Raw genomic sequence first — 20,781 nt, forward strand, 5'->3', positions numbered from 1 at the left:
TGGTGAATGTCCGGATGGCTATCGGAGCGTCAAATTTTCAGCGCCCATTTCTTGATGTCGGCGGCTTGCCCGCTATACACCGTTATTCCTGGCGGACCGTTTTCGGTCCCTTGAATTACTAGCAAAAGCGAACTCACACGGACCTCAGATTGGCGAAGCAATCGGGAAAACGCGTCAATATCCATAGCGGACGCAACTGGCTGGGCCTCGGGGTGGGTGTGCCACTCACCCAAATAAAGCATGCCTCGGTCGGCGCGCAGATCGATATTGCGTTGCGCGACGACCGGATCCGAACGAAACGACACTCTCGTTCGTTCGTCGCGCGGACCAGGGCCGTTGGCTTCCAGGATGCAAACCGCTTTATCGGAGACCACTCCAAACAATTGGCCCCCGGCTTCCTTCGACCAACGAAAGCATTGCCGATGGCGCGCAAGATGGGATCGCGCAGCAGGGGCAATCAACAATTCCTGAGCAAAATCGTCGTGTTTGAAAACAAGCTGGGCAGTTGCCGGAGTCTTTATTGAGGCCAAGGAATCACACGCTCGGTCATGCTCATATCGAAGTCGTCGGAAAGCGTCGCCCCCAGCGAAATGGCCCGATCCCGGGCGCCAAGCCACACGCGGTGGCACGGCGGGGCGCAGTGTCCCAGCAAAGCGTCAAGCGCAAGGCGCGCCGCGAGCCCTATTGTTCCTTGCAAATCGGCCGCGCCATATGGCTGGAAAAAGTTGCCGCAGCCAGCCTCAGAAAGTGTGGCCACCCCGGACGCCCACCGCGATGTCATCCGGCGTTTGGGCTTGCCCTCGTCATCGAACAAATCCATTAACTCACTGGCGGGCGAAAGCAACACAGCGTGTCCGGCAAGCGCGAATTCTTCGGTCCACGAGACCATCCAGGGCGACCGCGATTTGATCGATTTTCGCCATCGGTCCATCTGCATGTCGACCGCAAGTGAAACTCCGGAGCTGATCAGCAGATCTGCCGAAGCGACCGAGGCAAGCTGCTCCTTCGTCAAATCACCGAAGCGTCGCGGAAATGCATCGGCGGAATCGATGTGGGGAAAGTCGCGTTTTAAACGATCCGAAAGCGCGTTGGTTTTATAGCGGAAAACATCCGCGGCGCCCAAGAGATGCCGAGACGTGTTCTGTGGGGCGAGATTATCGTGGTCTATAAGAATGAAGCGCGCGACCCCTGACTGCGCGAGCAACCGGGCAATTTCAGCGCCAAGTGCGCCGCATCCAACGAGCGCCACAGTCTTTTGCGCGAGCAGATCAGAAGAGGGGTCTTTGTCCCGCCCGTGCACCCAGGCGCGATCTGCGCGGCCCACATTGAAGCGCTCGACGCTTTGCCCCGAATAGCAAAACAAAATGTGCTTCTGGGGGAGATTGGCAATCGCGCGAAATCCCTTCAGCAGGGTCTTGCGGGGCGGGCCTTTAATCCAGGTTCCGACAAAAACCGGCCCGCTGGGCGTTGGCATGCCGATCAGGACAGGAAATGGTTTGGGAGGGGTGAGCAGCGGAGCGATGTTTGCATGGCCAGAGATGTTGAGGATATCTTTGCCGTTGATCGGGTATTGGGCCGGGGTGAGCGGTTGATCTAGCATCGTGAACCACGCGGGCGAGGGCTCCGCGGGCTCTCTGACGCCAGAGTTGCGCAGCCAGGATTTCATCTGCTCGGCAGAATCCGCAAATACAGGGGCGCCTCGATGCACCGCATGCACGATTGATCGAGATAGTCCCGTGGGCGGGAAAATAGCAAGGCCGGATCGCGAGTCAGGGGTCTTTTCTCTCGCCCAATAAGACAACGCCTCGCGGCGCAGCTCGCCCTCTCTCGCATCTTTGTCGAGACGCAACACTTTCACCGCGTCCGAGATCGCAAGCGCAATGCGACGGCCGGTGGGGAGGTTGAACGGGCGCTTCACAAGGCACAGGCTGCCCCACTCCTCCACGTGCGGCCATCGGTCAGCGTGCTGCTTGTCAGCTTGCGGCGCGCAAACGCGAATCTCGGAAAATGGAAAGCTGCCGTCGATCAACACAAGCAGATGATCGACTGTGGGGTGCTGGTGCTCGCCGCGCGGAATCTCAATGCGCCACGCGTAGGCGAAATTAAATATTCCGCGCAACGCGGCGGTTTCGGCGTCATCAAGCCGTCGCCATTCGTTGGGCCAAAGCTCGTCTAAACTGTTTTCGAAGCTTTCTGCCATAGGCGGCGTAGGGGAAAGGGCCAGCGAAGTCAACCGTATCGCCCATCGCCATCGTCGCGCTTGTCGCCTATTGTCTCGGCGACAACGAAACGCGACTTAGAGCCCCCGCCGTCCTCTCTGCTGGAAGGCGTGGGCTGTCCCGAGAAAAAGTTGGTGTCGAACACTTCGTCCCACGCCGCGCGCGCCTCGACCCGAGTAGGGTCGCCATCGAAAATGCCGAGGGTCGCCAAAGCTTCGGCGAGTCGGTCGCGCAGATACGCTGCTTTCTCGTCGTCTGGTCCGGCCAACGGCGTGTCGCCCACGGGATGCGCGACGACGAGCGAGCGCCTGAGCCTGGCTAAGACCTTGACCCATGTTTCGCGCAGCGATTGATCGTCTCGGTCCTGAACGGGGACGAAATCGTCGCAGACCAAGCAAGTGATCAGAATGCCGCTGCCCGTCTTTTCTTTCCAGTCGTGACGGCTACGGGCATAGAACTTCGTCAGTCGCACCGCTTTGCGAAATTGCCGGCCGTCAACGCCGAAATCTGAGACTTTCCTCTTGAACCACCGTGTCACTTCGCGCGCGTCGGAAACAGTCCACTCGTCGCCGCTAGCCAGTTCGTAGGTTTCGGTTCGCCCGCCCGCTTCGTCTTTGCTGACGCGAGTTCTATAAACCGGAATGTCGATGTGATAGCCCTGCGGGTAGAGCTGGCGCACGCAATTGTTGTGAATTTCCGCCTCGCTTGCGAGCCTCCCGTCCATGGCGAGCGCCGCGCGGACGCGTTCTTTTGCCTCGGAAGGCGTCAAAGCCACACCTTGCGCGTCGTTAAGATCCTTCTCTTTGAAATAAGCGCCGTCGTCGATGTCGTATTCACACTCTATGTCTTGAACCATCGTGTGCATCGCATACGAACCCTGAGAATGGTGATCCGGCTGCGGATGCCCATTTTTATCAAGGCCGTTATTGAGTCGAATGCGACCGTTATTGCGACGCGCGCGCATTTCGTCGCGCTCAGGCGTGGTGAGCGTGACTTTTTTGCCGTGAAAGCTGTCCATCTCGTTGTGGCAGTCAAACATTTTTATTTCCTTCTTTCTGTGGATCAAGCGGGCGGGGCCCGAACGCCGCCAAGAACCGGAGCGCGCACGGTTCTCCGCGGGCGGCTTCTGCCCATAAGAAGTCGACGTCAGACACCGCTTGGCGTGAGAGCGCGTTTAGCACCCTCGGTCGCGCGTCATCCATATTCGACAAATACTTTCGCAAATCATTTGAGGGGCATTGGGCTGGCATGCGCCACGCGCCGCTGCCATTGCCGCGAATCTCGATGATCTTTTTCGCAATGTAGTCGTAGCCCACAGCCTGCGCATTGATCGACGCCTCCATGATCTTTATGCCGAAGCTCCATCCCCAGGCGCCCCGGCGGCGCGCCTTGTTTGAAATTTCCTCCCCGCCCTGAACGGGCAGCGAGCCAAGCATGAACAGCTCAATAGGGCGGCTGGCCTCGCCCGCGTCTTTGCAAATTTCGACCGCCTCAATGGCGCCCAGCGCTCCCGGATTGTTTGCCCAAAGCCCCCCATCGGTGTATACGACGCTAATTCCGGTCTCCGGCTCAATGAGGTGGGCCAGCGATCGCAAGATCGGGGCGGCCGTGCTAGCCATGCAGGCGTCCGTGAGTGTCCGCGCGTCATCTCTGCCGTTGAGCCGGTTCATGTGCCGAGTCTTGAAAACCACGGCGGCATGGCGAGCCATGTCGATTGCTGGAATAGCCAGAGCGATTTCTCTTTTATCGAGAACGTCAGCGAACGTGAGAACCCCCAACGCGTCATTCAACGCAGAGCGCAAAGCGGCTTCTCCGCGTCGATTTCCCGCGCCTGCTGCCCGGACCGCCTTTCCGACCACTGGGATCGCACGCAACGTCTGATAAGGAAATATCGCGGAGCCATGTTTCTCGTAAAGCGCACGCACTTCGGATAGCGGTCTGCCGGCCGCCAAAGCGCACGCGACGATCGCGCCCGTGCTTGTCCCGACGATCAAGTCAAAGCATTGCCCCACGTCCGTCGCCGCAGAACCTTGCCGGCCCTTGGCAATTCTGTTGACGACCGTGTCGAGATACGCGGCTTGATACACGCCGCGCATGCCGCCCCCGTCCAAACAAAGAACTCGATAGGGCTTTGTCAATTTTCACACCCCTCTTTTGACGACACACGCTCACTGCGCGAAAATAGCAACTGCGAACATTCCCGGCTAGCAGGATCCCTGTCGGACTCCGGCTCTCTCCAACAAAAATCAGCGTGTTTTGTGGGCGCATTCTTTCACGTGTCTCAACAAATTGCGCTTGCCATAGCGTCGTTTGCGCAGGGCAAACCGCTTGATGCCCGCGCCGGGGAATCACGACAAAACCAAGTCCAACTCTTGGAGGCGGTGAGCCATCGCGCTGACCGACAACCCGAAATGATCAGCGAGGGACGGAAAGCGACGTCCGTTGAATGAGCGGGCGCTGGCGACAGCGGCGGCAAAATCACCGGAGCCTGTGGTCGCCCGCATTAGCTCATGCGCCTTCGCTCCTTTGAGGTGGAATGCAACATTGTCGTCGAGCATCAGCGGCGCGCGCCCGAAGCGAACCGAAAAGGCTTCAAGAGTGAGCCGGCGCGACGCCAGGAAACACGCAGCGAAGTAATCTGCCTCGCGTTCAATAGGCGGTCGGAGTTTTCCTGGCGATTGTGAAGTCAGCGGCCTGTCGCGATGAAAATGTTCTCCCGGGTGCAACAGATGGTGCCCAATTTCGTGTGCACCAGTGAATCGTGTCGATTTGTCTCCGAAGCGTGTCGCAACGCTGACAATTCCCCGCCGACGATCCAAAATTCCAGCAACCGCGTAAGTCGTTCCATCAACGCGAAAGGCTCCGAGGTTGGTTCTATACTCATAATCAATATCGAGCACACGTGCCGCGATGTCCGGCGCGCACATTTTTGCCGGCTCAGGTTCTCCGAACGGAAAGAGCAGCTTGCGCTTATGCCAAATTTCGTAGTGAAGCCTTCTCGCTTCCTGCTCTATTTTTTCGTGGTCCATGGAAGACCTCGCGCATTGTGTGGTTTTGCAAATCTACCACATGTAGTGGCTTTTGCAACAACATGATCAACATCTTGTGCATGCTGATCGACGCAGAATTTTGCCGTCGAAGGGATTGACCGCGGAATCAAGCTCGGCAGCCTGCCTCAAAAACAATCTTAAATCTCGACGCCGAATAGCGGGGCTAGCAGGGTAATCTGGAGAGAAACTGCCGAATTCGACAGCGTCGATTGCTACGGGCGCGTGGCGTGCCCCCAAATAGTGACGCTTCGCCGGCACTGGCGCGCTCGCCCGCTGCCACGCTCAGGCCCGGCGTGCCGGCCGATTTTTTTGAAGCCGCCGGTGTGGAAAATTCTCGAACCGCCAGCGACCCCGCCCAATTTCGAAACCGATAATTCCAATTTTTCAAATGCCCGCGTCAGGCCCCTTATCTCTCGTGAAGAGATCGAACGGGGCATGATCCGAAAACCGGCAACTGCCGGCTTCTTAATGCCACGAATCTTCTCGACCGCCCCGCCTCCTCCCAAAAAAGAGGAGCAAAGAAGCTTCCGGCCGAACTCTCCCTTGATCAAAACCGGAGCTTTTCGCCATGACTTCTTTCTTCGCTTGCCCGTTTAACTTCGACGCCGCCGGCTCTTGTTTTCAACCTTTAGACGAGTTCTTGCTGGGCAAACTTGTCGAAAAAATCGACATCGAATTCGCTCAAAGCAAGGAGTGCAACGCGCGCCTCTTCGCACGGATCAGACCGGGGGGAGCATCTGCAAAAGGTGGTGCAACGGCTCCGAAAATTGAATCATTCCGGCGACGATCGTCACGGAGTTGGCGATGTTCGCAAGCGCGTCCGTCACCCTCTTGCCGACCTCCGTGTCGCGCAAGGCGTGATTGTATTCTTGGTCAAAAGCCAAGTTTCCAATTGCCATGTTGGCCGCGTCAAGAACCGGAAAAATCCCCGTGATGAAGTATTCATCGAAACTGTCTATGAGCCGCCCGAGATAGCGCGCGATCGTAAGCCGAACCTCCTCTGGAAGCTCGATTGACGCAACCACTTCTTTTCGCAACTCCACAAGCCTGTCGCGTTGAGCGGCCAGATTGTCGCTGGCGACGGTCCTGAATTTCTCTCTTTCTTCGAGCAGGCTGGCGGCGAAGCCAATTGCAACGATCGAATCATCCGTGATCTGGCTGGTAAAAGCAGACCAATCGCCGTTCATATTCTGTTGTGAGAAGCCGGCGCATATCTGACTGCGCAATTTTTGGATTGGCGGGACATGTCGAGGAAACGCTTCTTCAACTACATCAACCACTTCGCGCGACAGATTGAGCGCTTTCGCCATCCGGTTTAGTAGCGCTGCCTCATCGGTGGTTTTCAACACCTTCTGCCAAGCCGCTCGGCAGTTCTCGTTTGGTGGGATCGCCTTGCACTCCTGAAGGATAACCAATAGGCGATTGGCTGGGTTGTCGGCGACATTTTGGGTCATTTGGATGATCGTTAGCGCGACTAGTTGGGGTGTGTTAGCCGACTATTATAAAAACAGTGAGGTGATCCGATAAGACTGAATTGGAACGGTCGCCGGATTGAGATGTCAATCGGCTAAAGATGGCGCCCGGTCGGAACGGGTTTTGCCTTCGAGATTGCGCACGCTAATGAGCCTTCTGACCTGTTTCATAACGTTAGGCCTTCGCGGCACACCGACGAAGCGAGAAGAGTCTTTCGAGGGTAAGCCCGGAACCCAGCCGTCGCTCAATTTTCTCGAAAGCTCGAACGACAACGTCGAGGCGCGTCTCTCTCAATTGACGGTCGTGTTCATTCACCACGTCTGTAATCGCAGAGAGCTCGCCCGCATCAAGCCCCCAGCTGTTCAAATCGGCTGAGGAAAGGGTTCCGAAGAGCGCGGCTTCGGCGGCTTGAAGCGCCTCCTCTTCGATCTCGCCATGGCCGGCTGCGGCGATGAGGCCCGTCAGGGCGACGGCCTGCGCCAGGCATCGCAACGTGGCCGCGTCGCCTTGGCCGGCGCGCGCGACTTCCAAGGCCATCCTGACTTGAACAGCGATTTGCGCGACCGAGTCGCGGTCGAGCGGAAGGTAGAGAACCTTTTTGTGTCTCGCCGCCTTCGCGACGCTGCGGATGGGCTTGCGCGATTTCGATTTGGGCATGACGGTTACGGTGTTTGCGGCTATCGGCGCGAGCCGCAATGCGTTTTGGGCTGGCGGCGACGTCGCGACAAAAAGTCGACGTCGCGCCGGTTCTCTTGGACAGCTTTCGCGCCGACCAAAGTCGCGGTAGCATCGCGGCTGAACGCAAGCGGCGAGCCAGCCAAGGCCCAGCCCCACGCGCAATCTCGCGAATCTTCCAATGAAAAACAAGAACGCGCCGGGCGAAGGGCCGCCCAAGGACCCCGCTTTTGAAGCGGAGACGGACGCGCTCGCGCAGCTTGTCGACGCCATCTTCCGCCGGATGCCGCAGGCGCTCGCGGCCGTCGTCGCTTCGCCCGCAAGCGGGCCCTGGCGCGCAATCGCCGCTCGGGGCCGCCAAGAATCTTCTTTCGCCGCCGGGCAGAGCTTGGAGCAGCCCGAGAACGCGTGGATGCGCGAGCTCGGCGAGCCTGCGATCGACCCGCCGCCGCCGGAAAACGGCGCGCTTCGGCTACGCCAGCCCATCACGCTGCGCGACGGAAGCTTTTTCGGCAACCTGTGCCTTGTGGCCTCTCGCGCAGATTCGGTCGCCGACGCCGGGCTTCGCGACGCGGCGGGAGTCTTCGCGGAGCTCGCGGCTCTTTTGATCGCGCAATCGCGGCGCAGCGCGGAAGCGGAGGCGAGGTTGGGCAACGAGGCGGCCGCCGCCGAGCAGCGGGAGCGCTTTGTCGCCGTCCTCGCGCATGATCTGCGCACTCCGTTGTCCACCGTGCGCGCCTTGGGCGAGACTCTCTCGATCGCGCCCGAGCGCGCGAACTTGCCCCGGATCGCGAAAATTCTCTTGGCCGCTGTCGCGCGCATGGCTTCGCTAATCGACGGCGTGCTGGATTTGGCGCGGGCTCGGCTCGGCGGCGGAATCACGATGCGCTGGCAAAGCTGCCCGGATCTCGCCGAGCGGCTTTCGCAGGTCGTCGAAGAAGTCAGGGAGGCGCGTCCCGGCCAACAGATCGACAGCCAAATCCGCATTGCTCGCGCAATTGACTGCGACCCGACGCGATTGCAGCAGCTTCTCGGCAATTTGCTGGACAACGCTCTGACGCACGGCGCCAGAGATCGCCCTGTTTCGATCGTCGCCGAAACAAGCGAATCGGAGCTTGAAATTCGCGTCGCGAACGAGGGCGCAGAGTTGGACCAGGAGACGCGCGAGCGAATTTTCGAGCCGTTCTGGCGGCCCAAAGGCGCGAAGCGCCCAGACGGCTTGGGGCTCGGGCTGTTCATCGTCGAACACATCGCGACTCGGCATGGCGGCTCCATCCGCGTGGACTCAAAAGACGGGTCCACGATTTTCGTGTTCTCGATGCCCGTCTCGCGAGCCTAAGCGTTTCGCGTCTCGCCCAGCCGCGCGGACTCCGAGTGGAGCGCCACGGTTATTTTCCGGCCACAGCGGCTTGCTTCCACCCTCGGCGCGCCTTGGCCCATTCTCGGGCGTCGGGACAAACGAGATCAATGATGGCGACCAGCTCGGGCGGCGAGATCGGCTTGCCGGCGAAGGCGTCGAAGCCGACGGAAATCGCTTCCGCGCGAATTTCCGACGCGTCCAAGGCTGTGTGGGCGATCAGAGCCGCGTCATGGCGAAGAAGCGAGCGCATGCGCCGGCCGATTTCAATTCCGTGCACGTCGGGCAGGGAGATGTCCAAGATGACGACGTGGGGCCGCCACGACTCGAAGAGCCGCAGCGCTTGCTCTCCGTTGAACGCGCTGCGCGCCTCGAAACATTTGAGCTCCAAGACGGCCACGAGGCTTTCGGCGATGTCTTCATAATCGTCGACCACCAGCACGCGACGCCTGTCGATCGCGGGGCGAGTTTCGCTTGACCACCTTTCAAAGCGGCCGATCACTTTCACCTGCGCGTCCATGGCGATTCCTCTTTCGGGCCGCTCGGGAATCGCTCGGCAAGATGGGCTCAGATCGCAACAACTGGGCCGCATTGTGTCCCGATTTTGTCGGGCGCGCCACAGAAAACGTTTGCGCGACGCAGGGCCCGCGACGCATAGGAGAGCCGCGAGTTCCGTTGGCGAAAGGCTTGCGCAGGGTAAGGGTTAGGCGTCGCGGCTCGCGACAATTTCGTCGATCACGCCCTTGGCCGCCTCCACCGCCTCGATCGCCGCGCCGAAGGTTTGAAACTTTTGCGCGCCGGAGCAGCCCGCGGCGGCTAGCCGGTTTTCAAGGCCCGCCGCTTCGCTGGCGCGGCCGCCTTCGACAAGAAGAGAGAACGAGCCGGCCTTGTTGGGCGAGACGCGAATCAAAAAGCCGTGGCGGGCTTCGCGGTATTCGATCGACGAAGCCGCTTGGTCGGAGACGCCGCCAGCCTGAGGCCGAGACTCCATTCCCGGCGCCTGTTCGGCCGCGTGTTCTTGGCTCAAAGGACGAGCGCGCCGAAGCAGGCGGGCTGCGGCGCGCCAAAAAGCAGTGGAGCACATGGTTCTCTCTTTTCTTTTTAATTGGTCGGTGAAATTTCTGGCGCCAAAAAATCCCCGCGGCGCGCTCTTAATGCTCTCGCGAAACGCGCCCGCGAGAAAGTGTGTTTTCGCACCCGAGTCGGCGACTAGAGCCAACGCTCAAACGCGCAAGGGGAGCGCAAAGACGCGCGAGTCGAGTCGCGCCGATTAAAGAAGCCGCCGCGCTTGCCGACCCACTTAATGAATGCGCGCGCTTCCTCCATGCCCGAGCCATCGAAACCCATTCAACGAACATGAACGAGTCGAACTTTGATCTGCCGGCGCTGCTCGCCGAGCTTCGCGACGCCCGCGCATTCGCGGAGCATTCCGCGCGCGACCTTCGCGCGGCGGAGCTGAAAATTGAGAATCTGCGGAACGAAGCGCTCGCTGCGCTTCGAGTGGCCAAGGAGCGCTCTTCGCCCAGCGCGCAGCGCGAGGAAGTTGGAAGAGGCGGTCAAACGCCTCGTTTTGCCGCGGTTTCAATCAGCGTCCGCAGCCCTTCGCGAGTGCGCGCGGGCGGCGGAAAACTTGAGTCGGTCGTCCAAGACGCGGACGCGAGCGGCCAGCGGTCCGGCGCGGCGGAGGCGGCGAGGCTCTTGCGAAATCACGCGGAATCGCTCGGGGCATTGCGCCAGCTCGCGCAGGCGGCGGCGAGGAACAATCGGGAGACGATCGCAAGTTTGCTCGAAGCTCGCGCAGCGGCCGCTCTAATGTGAGTCGTCGGTTTGCTTGACTCGTCGTTCTTTTTTGTCTCTTTTATTGCTATACACCCGACGCACCTTTTTTAGGTGGTTTTTAGATGGTTCGCAAAATCGCGAAACTGGGCAAAACATCGGGAACTCAAAGCCGCATTGAACCAAGAACCGCGCCGACATTTCCCGCGTCGTCGATTGGATGAGCGTCAACAATCCAGCTGCTTGATTGCGCGCTTTTGCAAACGAAGCCAAGCGTCTTTTCCGCGTCAAGCCGCGAAAACGGGTTCGAGTCAGGGACCGAATCGAAGCGAGCAGCGGACTCGAGGCGATGTCTACGATCAATTTTGACGTTGTCGACCGCCGTCAATTCACATGAGAAAACCATCGACACGAGGCCGTCGCTCGCCCGCGATTTTGCTTTCCAAGTCGCCCGAACGATGGCTGCTCGGCTGATGGAAATGTTTAGTCGAGCCGCTTCCTGCGCCAGCCATTCGGTAATAGGCAGGGTCAATTCGCCGACGGTGTCGAGCGCCGCCTCGTCATCGCCAGCGTCGACCGCGGCTTCGATCACGGCGCGCATTTTTCCAACTTGCGCGGCGATAAGGGCGAGCGACCCGTCCAGTCGCTCGACGCGGCGAGCGATCTCGCTCTCGGTCAATTTCAACGACCCGACGAGCTTCTCTTCTAGGCGAACAAGCTCTTGGCCGGCGTCGGAGGTTGCGAACTCGCCAATACGAGGGACGAAGAGTGGCGAGCTTGCCAGTTCAATCGCTTTGTCGATTGCTTCTTTTGGACCCGCTCCGGGGGCCATTTGCGCGGCGACCTGTCGAAGCCGGGCCTTGCGAACGCCAGCCAGCCAGACGCTGATCTGAGCGCGATCCCATCGGAGGTCGTTGTCATTTTGGGCCATGGCCATTTGTTCCCTCTTCGTTTTATCTTGCGCCCTCGTTGCGGATTCGAATTTTGCTCGGGACGGGTCGCGGCAATAAGTTGCGTTGCGCCGTGTCACCGGGAGCCGAAAAGTCATCTCCGTTGTTGCGCTTCCATATCTCCTTCAAGCCGGCGGGCACGGGATTGGAAGATTCGTCGAAGGGCGCCGCGTGACCTGGCCGAAGGCGCCAAACTATCGCGAGACAACTGGGAGCAGGGGTCGCGTTTCGCTGCTTTACCCACCGCGCGCGAAGGCGCTGGGTCGTTCGCCGCGAGACGCCTGTCTGTTTCTGTTGCACGGAAAGGCGATGCGTCGGGGGAGAGGAGGTAGTCGAGCGTGGACCCTTTTGAACGACTGCGCGACATGCGCCGGGCGAGCGCTTCGATCAATTGTTCGCGCGTCGGCGCGGCCAACGCTTCGGACTGGTGCGCCTCTGGATCGACCGGCGCGATTGCCGACTGATCGACAATGAACGTTGTCGCGAAGCGCGACCGACTGGCTGCGACGTATGTCCACTCCCGGTCTGCCGATGGCTCAGCAAGCGCGACGACGCTGTCAAAAGTTCTGCCTTGCGCCTTATTGTTTGTGAGGCAAAACGCGAGGTCGAATCGACCGAACGACGCTGGAACAGCAATCGTCTTTTCTCCGCGCGGGTTGGCGTCGTCCAGCTCGGCGATCAGGACGCTCCCAGAGATTGCGGAATGGATGCGACAGATCGTGGCCGTCGCGCCGTTCGCGACGCCGAGCTCGCGATCGTTTTGGGTGAACACGATGCGATCGCCTGGCGCGAATCGCTTGGTCTCCATGCAACCGTCTCGGCGCGTTATAGCGATGTCTAATCCGGCCGCGTCGCGAACCACACCTTTCGACACCAGCGCCGCTCGCGCTCTTCGATTCAGCTCGGCGACATTGGCGCGGGTGGCGGCGATCATGGTTTTCGCCCGCAACTCCGTCTTGTCGGTCGCCCAGCGCTCGACCACGGACGACATGGCCGACTCCAAGCCGTCAGACAGCAGCAGTCGCCCGTGGGCGTCGAGCATGCGCAGAGCGGGGAGCGCTTGCCCGCGCGCAAAGAGTTCAACCGCGCTTCTAAGCCATTCATGGTCAAAGCGAGCGCGCCACGCTGAAAATCCCTGCCGCAGCTTTGCATCCCGCTCGCAGAAATGCGCGATCGCTTGCATCTTCGCTTCGTCCGGAAGTGATCGAAGAGCGCTCAGTTGGTTGCGAATGACTGCGTTTTTGCGCCCAAGCTGCGCGTGAAGCCAATCCAACATTGGGGCGAAATCTGTGCGTTGCCGCCGAATCTCCGACAGATCCGCTGCGCCGTGCTCGCGCACGAGCGCGCGGAAGATGCCGCCGGCCTCGATCGGTTGCAGTTGTTTTGGGTCTCCGACGGCGACGAGTTTTGCGCCCGCCGCGAGCGCCGCGTCTTGCAGCAACCCGAACTCGCGCGAGCCGACCATTCCGGCTTCGTCCAAAACAAGAATGGACTTCGCCGACAACATTCCCGGATTGTTTCGCAGCGAAAGCAACAAGCTGGCGATGGTCCGCGAGTCGATGCCGCATTCGCGCGCAAGATTTTGGGCGGCGGCGGCCGACTGGCAACAGCCGAGGACAGAGAAACCTGCGGTCGCGTAGGCGGCGGACAACGCTCGCAACAGCGTCGTCTTTCCTGCGCCGGCCCAACCTTCCACGAACGCGTGGTCGCCGGTTTGCGTGGCGATATGCAGAGCCGCCGCTCGCTGTTCATCGAGGGCGACAGGCACGCCGAGCGTTCGCGCAAGGTCGGTTTCAAGCGCGTTGAACTGATCCGAGACAAGGCTCGCATCGATTCGATGGCGAAGATCGGCTCGGCCCTCTCGCACGCGCGCTGTGATGTTGCCCTCCAATTGAATCGTTGCGCGGGAAGTGAAGACAGGCGTCAAAAGTTCGGTTCGCCCGAGCGGCACGACATGCTCAGAGGCCAAGAAACGGTTCAATTCAGAAAGGCACTCCGTGGCCGACCATCGCCCCATCGCCCTTTCGCATATCGCGGCGAGGGCTTCTTGCGGAGTCGCGCAGGACTGCGAGAGCGTCAAGCTTGCCAACAATTCCTGATGGTCGATCGAAAACGGCGCTGCGGCGGGTTCGTCCAAGCCAAGCTCGGCGCCCGCGCCGTCGGCAAAGGATTGATTTCTTTCATAATCGGCAACCGCCATTCGCATGGCGTCGACGCGCGACGGCGTGAGGCCTAGCGCCGCCGTCATCCGAGAGAATTTTTCGAGCAACTCGGGCAGAGGAGGCTCACGCTTCGCCGCGCGGGTGTTGAGCGCCGCTACGTCCCGCGCCGCGCTGACCGAGCCAGCCCCGCCGGCTCGGCTGACATGCTCATTGATCTCTCGGCTTCGCGTCGACAGCGCCGCGCGCTGAGCGTCGCTGACCCCGCGGAGTTTAAAGTATGGGCCGTCCGGCTCAACGGCGAACCCAAGTGCCGCAAGCCGGCAAGCGAGCTCGACGCGGAAGAGCGCGCCCGTCGCCATTTTTCGTTCAAACTGAGGGCTTTGCTCCAATGCGCTCCATTCGTTTGACCCCGCTCGCTTCCCGGCGTTGAAGACGAACGCGTGGCAATGCAGTTGAGGGTCACCGGAGCGACTAGAGAAATGCGTGTAGCAAACGCCGACCGCAGCGTCCGCCAATTGCTTGTCTCTTCCGCCTTTCCCGTGCCGCGTGACTGACACTTTCTCGGCATATTCCAAGGCGGCGCGCGTGGCGCCGTGAAGGCATTGAAGCAAAGCGTCTCGCGTCTGCGAGTCGGCGGCGGCGAAGACGGCGGAGAAATCTTTCGGCGCGGAAAAGGTCAGGTCCAGCCCCATGACATGCGAGTCGCCCGCGCCTTTCACCAAAGCGTTTCCCGTGATCGGATGGAAGCCGCGAGACAGGCGGTCCACATGCTCCGGTTCGGCCTCTCCGCCGACCCCGAGGAACGTCGCACCGCGGCCCACCCAGAAAGGCGCGGGCCCCATTTCGGCGGATTTGCCGCGCGCGTAGTCGTCAAAATCGCCGCGTTGGCGCGTTGACGGCGCGCCAAGGTAAAAAAGATAGCCGGCGGCGCCTGCCCTGCTCTTTGCTTGGCTTTTCGCGGAGTTGATCTTTGTGATTGAAAGCACAGGCGCCCCCAACTCAGGAAATCCAAAAGTCTTTTGCCGAAGCGCGACTGTGGCAAGCGGCCATCATCAATGGGCCGCTTTATCGAATGGTTCGGAAAAAGCGGCGACGAATCATGGAAGAGTCAAACGCGCAGAAAGCTCTTTCATGGTCGGGTTGACGTATCGGTCGAAGATTTCGGAATACTTGTGCCCTGAAACTTTCATGACGCTTGTCGAGTCGGCCGGGTTGAGAAGCGCCAGACGCGTCACCGCTTCATGGCGCAAATCGTGGAACCGGAAATTAGAGATGCCGGCTTCCTTCACATATCTCACAAAGTTTGCCGAAACAGCCTTCGGGGTTCCCAATGTGTGAAAGACGCGCGGGTCATCGGGGTTCTTGAGGCTCAAGAGTTTTTCGAAAATTTCTCTCGCTGCCGCACCGAAAGGAACGCTTCGCTCGTCAAAAGCTTTGGTGTGGTTCCGGGGAATGATCCAACCGTCGCCATTGGGCGTGAACTCCGTCCACTCAGCCAAGAGCAACTCTTGCAGGCGAGCGCAAGTGTGGCGTGCGAACTCCACCAACAGGACCCAATGGTCGCGGCTTCGCCCTTGGATACGGCTGAGCCTCGCGGCGAGTCTCTGTTCTTCTGCCACGCTCAAACGTCGATTGCGCGCCTGTTCATAGTCCCGCGGGAAATCGTCTGAAATGGTGAACGGGAAGGGCGGGCAGAAAACTCGAAGCGCCGCCGCGCGCCATTCGATGGCTTTCTTCATCAGCGTCATATGCTTTTTGATGGTGCCGTAAGCAAATTGCTTGTGGATGCGGCTCTTCTTGGAGCGCAATTTTAGGATGTAGGCGGCAATCCAATCATTGTTGATCTCGCCAACAGTGATTTCGCCGACCTCTCTGATGACGGTGGGCGCCGAAGACGAGTATTTTTGTTTGGCTCGCGCCCGCTCCATGAACTTGGCGACGACATCGCCAAGCATCTCGACGTCCAAATTCGGGCAGACCGGCGCGAGCGTCGGAGCCGCGCCTGACATCGGAGCCACGGGCGGAATTGCGCGCGGATTCGCGTCCGCGTCGGGCGCGGGCGCGGCGATCTCAGGAGGCGGCTCAGTATTTCGCGCCGGGGCGTTCCAGTGTTTTGGCATCGTCACAGCGAGCACCTTGTTCTCTGTGACAAAGGCGAAAGCCTCTGCTTCCTCGCGAGTGTCAAAGGTCTTGCCGATATGGGGCTCGCCCTTTCTGCGAATCAAGACTTTCCATTTAATTCCGCCCTTGCTTGAAATCGGTTTGATGCTGGCCATCATGGTCTCCTGTGTGAGTTGACATGTCCCCGTCTATTTTTGCTGTCGACGGGCGGCATTCGGACGCCTCGAATTTGGCCTCGGTGCACCAACCTCATACTTTGGTGCAACGAGCCTGTCGGGCAAAAATGTCATCTCGCACAAATCCACGCGACGCAAGGGTTAGCGGGAGGTGGTCAGGGTTTAAATGGCCTCTTCGGGCCGCTTATCGGCTATAAAAACGCGTTTTTGAAAGCTGAATTGTCGCTGTTCGATGGAAAAACGAAAGCGTTGGAACCTTGCGTCTTCTTTTAATGCGGAAATCGAGCGATTCGCGCCGCCAGTCGGTGCAGCGTTGCACCGAGAGCTTGGCCGACAGACGGTCTATCATTGCGGCCGCTTAGACGGAGATGGCTCAAAATCCACCGTCTCAGAAACGCGAGTTTCGGGCTCACCAGCGAGCGCTTTGAAATGTTTTCTCGACGGTCGAATCGGACGGTTCCTGCTGTCGCGTCGAGTTTGTTTTTAAGCGCCGACGAGGCGCATTGCGTCCGATTCCGCTGTTCTCCCCGCAAAACAAAGAGGGAGAACTCGGATTGGAGCGCGCAGCATGGAAAGAACATTGAGCGAACATGCTGAGCGCGACCTCGAAAGGCACGAAGTGAGCCCGCCGTTGACGGCTTCGTCTATGGAGTCGGCGATGGACCTGTTCGCCACGCGATTCGGCGTCCGCTCTGCCTTCGTCAGAGTCGGCGCTTTGTCGCGCATATTGGGCATAGGATCTACGACCATCTACTCGGCGATGCGCTCTGGCTCGTTCTTCCTTCCGCATCGCATGCTGGGCGCCGCTCCGGTGGTCAAGCTTGAGGACCTCGCCGAATGGTATTGCCGGGCCAGCGAAAGGCCGGCGCGCGCTGCCGCTTGCCAATGCGCTGCTGCGCTTGAAGCGATCGAACGCGGACCGTCGAAGGCGCCGCAATGTGCTCGAGAGGCACCGGCCCAGCTGCCAGCGGAAAAAAAGGCTCGGCGCCAAGCGATCATTGAGCAGGCCATGGCCCTGCTGGCTGTGAAAAGGCAAGCGGCCGAGGCCGCGAAGCCATCGAGAGCCTAAATCGGATAACAATGCGAAAAGACGCGAAAACCCTTTGGTTTTCCGCGTCTTGCGCAGGTCCGGGCACGACTCAAAACCCGCGCCTATATTTTCATTCGATCAGAACTCAGTGTTTGAACCCGATTGCTTTGCCGACGGTGCCGGGGTCTTGGCCGCCGTTTTCCGAGGGCGGCCAACGCTTGCCCTCGACGCCGCGCGAGCGGGCGAGCACGTGGCGTTGTCAGCGCGTTCAATCGGCTCGTGGCGGACTCTGGGCCGTTCTCGGCCATGCGAGCGCTCGAACAGCGCGTCTCGCAAAGCCCGCAAGCGCCGATCAACCCTTTTGCGGGCTGAGTCGTAAGCTTTGGCGTCGAGGCAGTGCGCTTGTCGCGTTTCAAGCGGCGATTCTTCAAGCAACATGCCGTCGAAAGCCGCGCGGGCGGCGCGGTCATCGCCCAGCGAGTCGTGAACCGAGTCAATGATCTCGACCATGTTTTCCAAGGCCTCCAAAGATTCGGCCTCGTCCTCGGCTGAAGGCGCCAACTCCTCGAAAATGACAACCGTGGCGCGCGTCTCTTCGCCTTCTCCATCAATCGATTTGACGAGAATGTGCGCGCGCAGGCAACGATCCGCGTGGGCGATGCTCCGCATTGTCATGTTCATGTAGGGCCCGAATTCGATTTGGCTCGGGAAGTTTCTTCGGCCGTCGACCGATCTGGCCAGCGCCTCGTGCAACAGATCGTCGGCCTCGCTGAACGAGGTGCCGATGATGAAGCGTTCTGCCGCCCTTGAAAGGGACTTGCGCTCGTCGGGGCTCAAAGCTTGGAAAGCGGAGAAGATGCGTTGGGCTCTTTTGATTTGATTGTTCATTGTGTGTCCTCGCACGTTGTTGCCGATGTTGTTGTTGAGAAGCGTCGGCGGCGCTTTCTCATTTATTTTTGCTGCGATGCAAAGCCGCTCACGACGCCAGCGGCACTGCAACCCGATGAACGGCACAAATTCCCTTTTGTCAGACCAGACATCCATTTCGTCGCCCTGAATCGCTAAAAGAAATTTGGGGAGAGCGAGAATGGGCTGGAAAAAGAGTTGGAAAAGCGGCGCATCGGGCGCGGGCGCGGCCCCTTCCGTCAAGCTCGCGGATTGGCGCGGCTGGTTGTCGGCCAGCGCGATTCTTGGCTCCGCGGCGGGCTCGGTGGCGCTTTGGGCGGGATGGCGGCCGTTGCTTGGACTGGCCGACCCAAGCGCTTCGCTGGCGTCGCACGCAGCCGGCTGCGCCGAGCTTGCTGCGCATTGGCTTGCGCCAAGCTTGTTCAAGCACGGCGCGAGCGCTTACTCCCATTCGCGTGGAGCGCTGTCCGAGGGCGAGCGAATCGGGCTGATCGTTCGCGGGGCTATCGCGGCCTTTGCAGCTTGCGCTCCCGCTGTTCTTCTCGCCAAACCTTATTTGACCCCGCGAGACCGCTTGCGTCCCATGCGGGGCGGGGAGAGGCTTGAGGGTGACGAGGCGGTCAAAAGGCTGCGCAAGCGATTCGCCGCGCAGTGTCGGGCTCGGCCCGACTACGACATCGCTCCCGGTGTGCCATATCCCGCCGATCAATGGACGCGGCACTGCCTGATGGTGGGCGGAAGCGGCGCCGGAAAATCGACGGTGCTGCGCCCTTTGATCACAAAGATCGTCGAAGCGGGCGAGCAAATGATTTGTTTTGATCCGAAAGGCGAGTTCACCGCCGCGTTCGAAAGTCCGGCGATTCTCGCGCCGTGGGACGAGAGAAGCCTCGCGTGGGACATCGCGGCCGATCTAAGAAACTTGCTCGACGCCCGGCGCTTCGCGATGTCAATGATTCAAGACAGCGCCGACCCCATGTGGTCGAACGCGGCGCGCCAGCTTCTTGTGGGGGTGATCGCGCATCTGCAAGCGACCAGGGGCGAGGATTGGGGCTGGCCCGATTTGGCGGAGGCGGTCGCGCTGCCGCAGCCGGAATTGCTGGCCCTGATGCGGGCGCATCACCCAGAAGCCGCGCGCGCGGTGGAGCGCGCCAGCGTCACAACCACAGGCATCCTGATCAATTTGGCGTCGTTTTGCTCGCCGATATTTGACCTGGCGGCCGCTTGGGGAGAAACGCCAAAAGACCGTCGCGTCGGCTTTGTCGATTGGGCGCAAGGGAAAGCGCGATACCCGCAGATCATTTTGCAAGGGCATGGAGCCTACGCGGACACCACCAAGAGCTTCGCGCAGGGCGTCCTCGGAGTTTTCTCGGCGACGATCAACAGCATCGAGAGTGAGGACGACCCGGACCGCAAGGTGTGGTTCATCGCGGACGAGTTTGGGCAAGCCGGCAAGTTGCCTGTTCGCTCGTTGTTTGAAGTTGGACGATCGCGCGGCGTGCGTTGCGTTGTGGCCTGCCAAGACTTCGCTCAACTCGAAGAGATCTATGGCGACAAAATGCTCAGAGCGTTGGTCGCCATGTGCGGAACCTTGGTTGTGGGCAACACCATGCCGGGGGAGACCGCCGACAAGCTGTGCAAGGCGCTGGGATCGCGCGAAGTCGAGCGAGCCAACATCTCCGCGTCGACGAGCGCGCGAGCCGGCCAACCGGAGTCGCAGACGCTGTCGTTTAGTCGGGACGACATCGATCTCTACAAGCCATCAGAGCTCAGCTCGCGTTTGGGGAAAACGCCAGATGGAACGGGAGTCACGCTTTGTCTGTTCACCCACGGCGACGCCCACGAGATCGTTTGGCCGATCTTTCCCATGCGCGATGTGCGGCCCGCGCATGTCTGCGCGCAATGGCTGAAGCCGACACGCCTTGCGGCGGAACGCAGCGGCGTCGCGACGGGATCGCCAGCGGCGAACGCTTTGCCGCGCGACGCAACGCCTCGTCCAAGCGCTGGGCCAATGGCGGCTGGCCCGGCGAAACCGCCAAGCGTGTCGGGCCACTTTCGGCCATCGCCTGCACGGCCCGCGCAGGCGAGCCTGTCCGATCTTCTCTCGGATGAGCATTGAGAGCTTCAATTTAAATTCCGAGCGCTGCGTCCGGTTTTGCGTTGCTGCCCGCAAGACTTAAGAGGAGACGACAAACAAACGGAGGGCGGATGAGAAACGGACGACAGGGCCGGACGGGGATTATTGGTCGCAGCCGAGAAGGACGGCGAGGCTTGCGATGTTGGATGGCGCAGACGTTGGCAGAGTGCGTCCGCCGAGCGGCGCGCGGCGCAAGGATCATCGCTTCGTCCATCGCCCGTCGTCTTCGCCGCGGCGAAAACGACGATCCGTATCCGCTGCCGGGAGAGGATTTTGGCTACTGGACGCGAACCGCCGGAGAGCGCAAGCGCCAAGGCAGGCGCATCAAGCGCATGATGCGCCAACAAAGACTTGATCTGGCGTTCCAAGACGTCCTAGATTTTTCGCGCTGCGTCGCGCGGGACGTCCTAAGCCTGCTTCGACGCTTGCTCTGACGCTTTGTCGAGGCGCCTATTCAACTCTGTCGGTTTGAAAACGTTCGACAAGCAAGCAAGAGAGCCATCGCCTTGTCCTGCAAAGCGCGAACAGCAAGCTGGCAATGCAAATCGCAATGGCCGCTCCTTTAGAGTTCAGCGGCTGCCTGCCGATTGCGACGTGGCGGGCGCCACCATTCCCTGGGCAGAGTCACGGGGGGGGGGGGGGGGGGGCCCCGGGGGGGGGCGGGGGGGGGCGGGGGGGGGGGGGGGGGGGTTTTTTCCCCCGCGGGGGGGGGGTGATCTTTATCGAGTCTGGCGGCCGCCGTGTTTTTCGCG

The 20,781-nt window shown here is 60.4% G+C and carries 18 protein-coding genes; 5 read left to right on the top strand and 13 right to left on the bottom strand.

Going from position 1 to position 20,781, the window contains the following annotated elements:
* Positions 1-29: 29 nt before the first annotated feature.
* The 7 genes from NCT04_RS34615 to NCT04_RS02560 all read right to left on the bottom strand — a co-directional run bounded on the left by NCT04_RS34615 (position 30) and on the right by NCT04_RS02560 (position 7,399).
* Positions 30-629, bottom strand: coding sequence for a Mov34/MPN/PAD-1 family protein (locus NCT04_RS34615; RefSeq protein ID WP_350029990.1), 600 nt, complete (start codon positions 627-629; stop codon positions 30-32).
* A complete protein-coding gene (locus NCT04_RS02535) occupies positions 518-2,200 on the bottom strand; it encodes a ThiF family adenylyltransferase (protein ID WP_250463206.1) in 1,683 nt (560 codons plus the stop codon). Before NCT04_RS02535 ends, NCT04_RS34615 begins: the two co-directional genes overlap by 112 nt.
* Positions 2,201-2,229: 29 nt before the next feature.
* Positions 2,230-3,258, bottom strand: a complete 1,029-nt coding sequence (locus NCT04_RS02540; protein WP_250463210.1) for a cyclic GMP-AMP synthase DncV-like nucleotidyltransferase — start codon at positions 3,256-3,258, stop codon at positions 2,230-2,232.
* A complete protein-coding gene (locus tag NCT04_RS02545) occupies positions 3,251-4,357 on the bottom strand; it encodes a patatin-like phospholipase family protein (RefSeq protein ID WP_350029991.1) in 1,107 nt (368 codons plus the stop codon). The genes NCT04_RS02540 and NCT04_RS02545 overlap by 8 nt, the downstream gene beginning before the upstream one ends.
* A gap of 210 nt (positions 4,358-4,567) precedes the next feature.
* Complete coding sequence (locus tag NCT04_RS02550) at positions 4,568-5,248, bottom strand: ImmA/IrrE family metallo-endopeptidase (RefSeq protein ID WP_250463216.1); 681 nt, start codon at positions 5,246-5,248, stop codon at positions 4,568-4,570.
* A 740-nt stretch (positions 5,249-5,988) separates the two neighbouring features.
* Positions 5,989-6,723 (bottom strand): hypothetical protein, encoded by a 735-nt coding sequence (locus NCT04_RS02555; protein ID WP_250463219.1) that lies wholly within the window; start codon positions 6,721-6,723, stop codon positions 5,989-5,991.
* Positions 6,724-6,916: 193 nt separating this feature from the next.
* Positions 6,917-7,399, bottom strand: a complete 483-nt coding sequence (locus NCT04_RS02560) for a hypothetical protein (protein WP_250463222.1) — start codon at positions 7,397-7,399, stop codon at positions 6,917-6,919.
* Positions 7,400-7,598: 199 nt separating this feature from the next.
* Between NCT04_RS02560 and NCT04_RS02565 the strand changes: the two genes are divergently transcribed.
* Complete coding sequence (locus NCT04_RS02565; protein WP_250463224.1) at positions 7,599-8,756, top strand: sensor histidine kinase; 1,158 nt, start codon at positions 7,599-7,601, stop codon at positions 8,754-8,756.
* A gap of 49 nt (positions 8,757-8,805) precedes the next feature.
* Here the strand turns inward: NCT04_RS02565 and NCT04_RS02570 are convergent, their stop codons facing one another.
* Positions 8,806-9,294, bottom strand: a complete 489-nt coding sequence (locus NCT04_RS02570; RefSeq protein WP_244827107.1) for a response regulator — start codon at positions 9,292-9,294, stop codon at positions 8,806-8,808.
* Between the two features lie 183 nt (positions 9,295-9,477).
* On the bottom strand, positions 9,478-9,858 hold the full coding sequence (locus NCT04_RS02575) for a hypothetical protein (protein ID WP_250463227.1): 381 nt from the start codon (positions 9,856-9,858) through the stop codon (positions 9,478-9,480).
* 272 nt (positions 9,859-10,130) lie between these two features.
* Here NCT04_RS02575 and NCT04_RS02580 point away from each other — a divergent pair, with 272 nt between their 5' ends.
* Positions 10,131-10,592, top strand: a complete 462-nt coding sequence (locus NCT04_RS02580) for a hypothetical protein (protein WP_250463230.1) — start codon at positions 10,131-10,133, stop codon at positions 10,590-10,592.
* 124 nt (positions 10,593-10,716) lie between these two features.
* On the opposite strand, the gene NCT04_RS02585 is transcribed toward NCT04_RS02580, so the two are convergent.
* From NCT04_RS02585 to NCT04_RS02595, 3 genes are all read right to left on the bottom strand, one after another.
* Positions 10,717-11,481 (bottom strand): hypothetical protein, encoded by a 765-nt coding sequence (locus NCT04_RS02585; protein WP_250463233.1) that lies wholly within the window; start codon positions 11,479-11,481, stop codon positions 10,717-10,719.
* Positions 11,482-11,594: 113 nt separating this feature from the next.
* Positions 11,595-14,648 (bottom strand): MobF family relaxase, encoded by a 3,054-nt coding sequence (gene mobF, locus NCT04_RS02590; RefSeq protein WP_250463236.1) that lies wholly within the window; start codon positions 14,646-14,648, stop codon positions 11,595-11,597.
* A gap of 111 nt (positions 14,649-14,759) precedes the next feature.
* Positions 14,760-15,941, bottom strand: a complete 1,182-nt coding sequence (locus NCT04_RS02595) for a site-specific integrase (protein WP_250463239.1) — start codon at positions 15,939-15,941, stop codon at positions 14,760-14,762.
* Between the two features lie 676 nt (positions 15,942-16,617).
* Between NCT04_RS02595 and NCT04_RS02600 the strand changes: the two genes are divergently transcribed.
* On the top strand, positions 16,618-17,028 hold the full coding sequence (locus NCT04_RS02600; RefSeq protein WP_250463242.1) for a hypothetical protein: 411 nt from the start codon (positions 16,618-16,620) through the stop codon (positions 17,026-17,028).
* Positions 17,029-17,127: 99 nt separating this feature from the next.
* Here NCT04_RS02600 and NCT04_RS02605 read toward each other — a convergent pair whose 3' ends face one another.
* Positions 17,128-18,033 (bottom strand): hypothetical protein, encoded by a 906-nt coding sequence (locus NCT04_RS02605; protein ID WP_250463244.1) that lies wholly within the window; start codon positions 18,031-18,033, stop codon positions 17,128-17,130.
* A gap of 43 nt (positions 18,034-18,076) precedes the next feature.
* Here NCT04_RS02605 and NCT04_RS02610 point away from each other — a divergent pair, with 43 nt between their 5' ends.
* Positions 18,077-20,011, top strand: a complete 1,935-nt coding sequence (locus NCT04_RS02610; protein WP_250463246.1) for a type IV secretion system DNA-binding domain-containing protein — start codon at positions 18,077-18,079, stop codon at positions 20,009-20,011.
* Between the two features lie 164 nt (positions 20,012-20,175).
* Positions 20,176-20,463: a hypothetical protein gene (locus tag NCT04_RS02615; RefSeq protein ID WP_250463248.1), complete on the top strand. Its 288-nt coding sequence runs from the start codon at positions 20,176-20,178 to the stop codon at positions 20,461-20,463.
* The last annotated feature ends 318 nt before the right edge of the window (positions 20,464-20,781 follow it).

The organism is Caballeronia sp. GAFFF2 (assembly GCF_023631485.1).
Classification (GTDB): Bacteria; Pseudomonadota; Gammaproteobacteria; order Burkholderiales; family Burkholderiaceae; genus Caballeronia.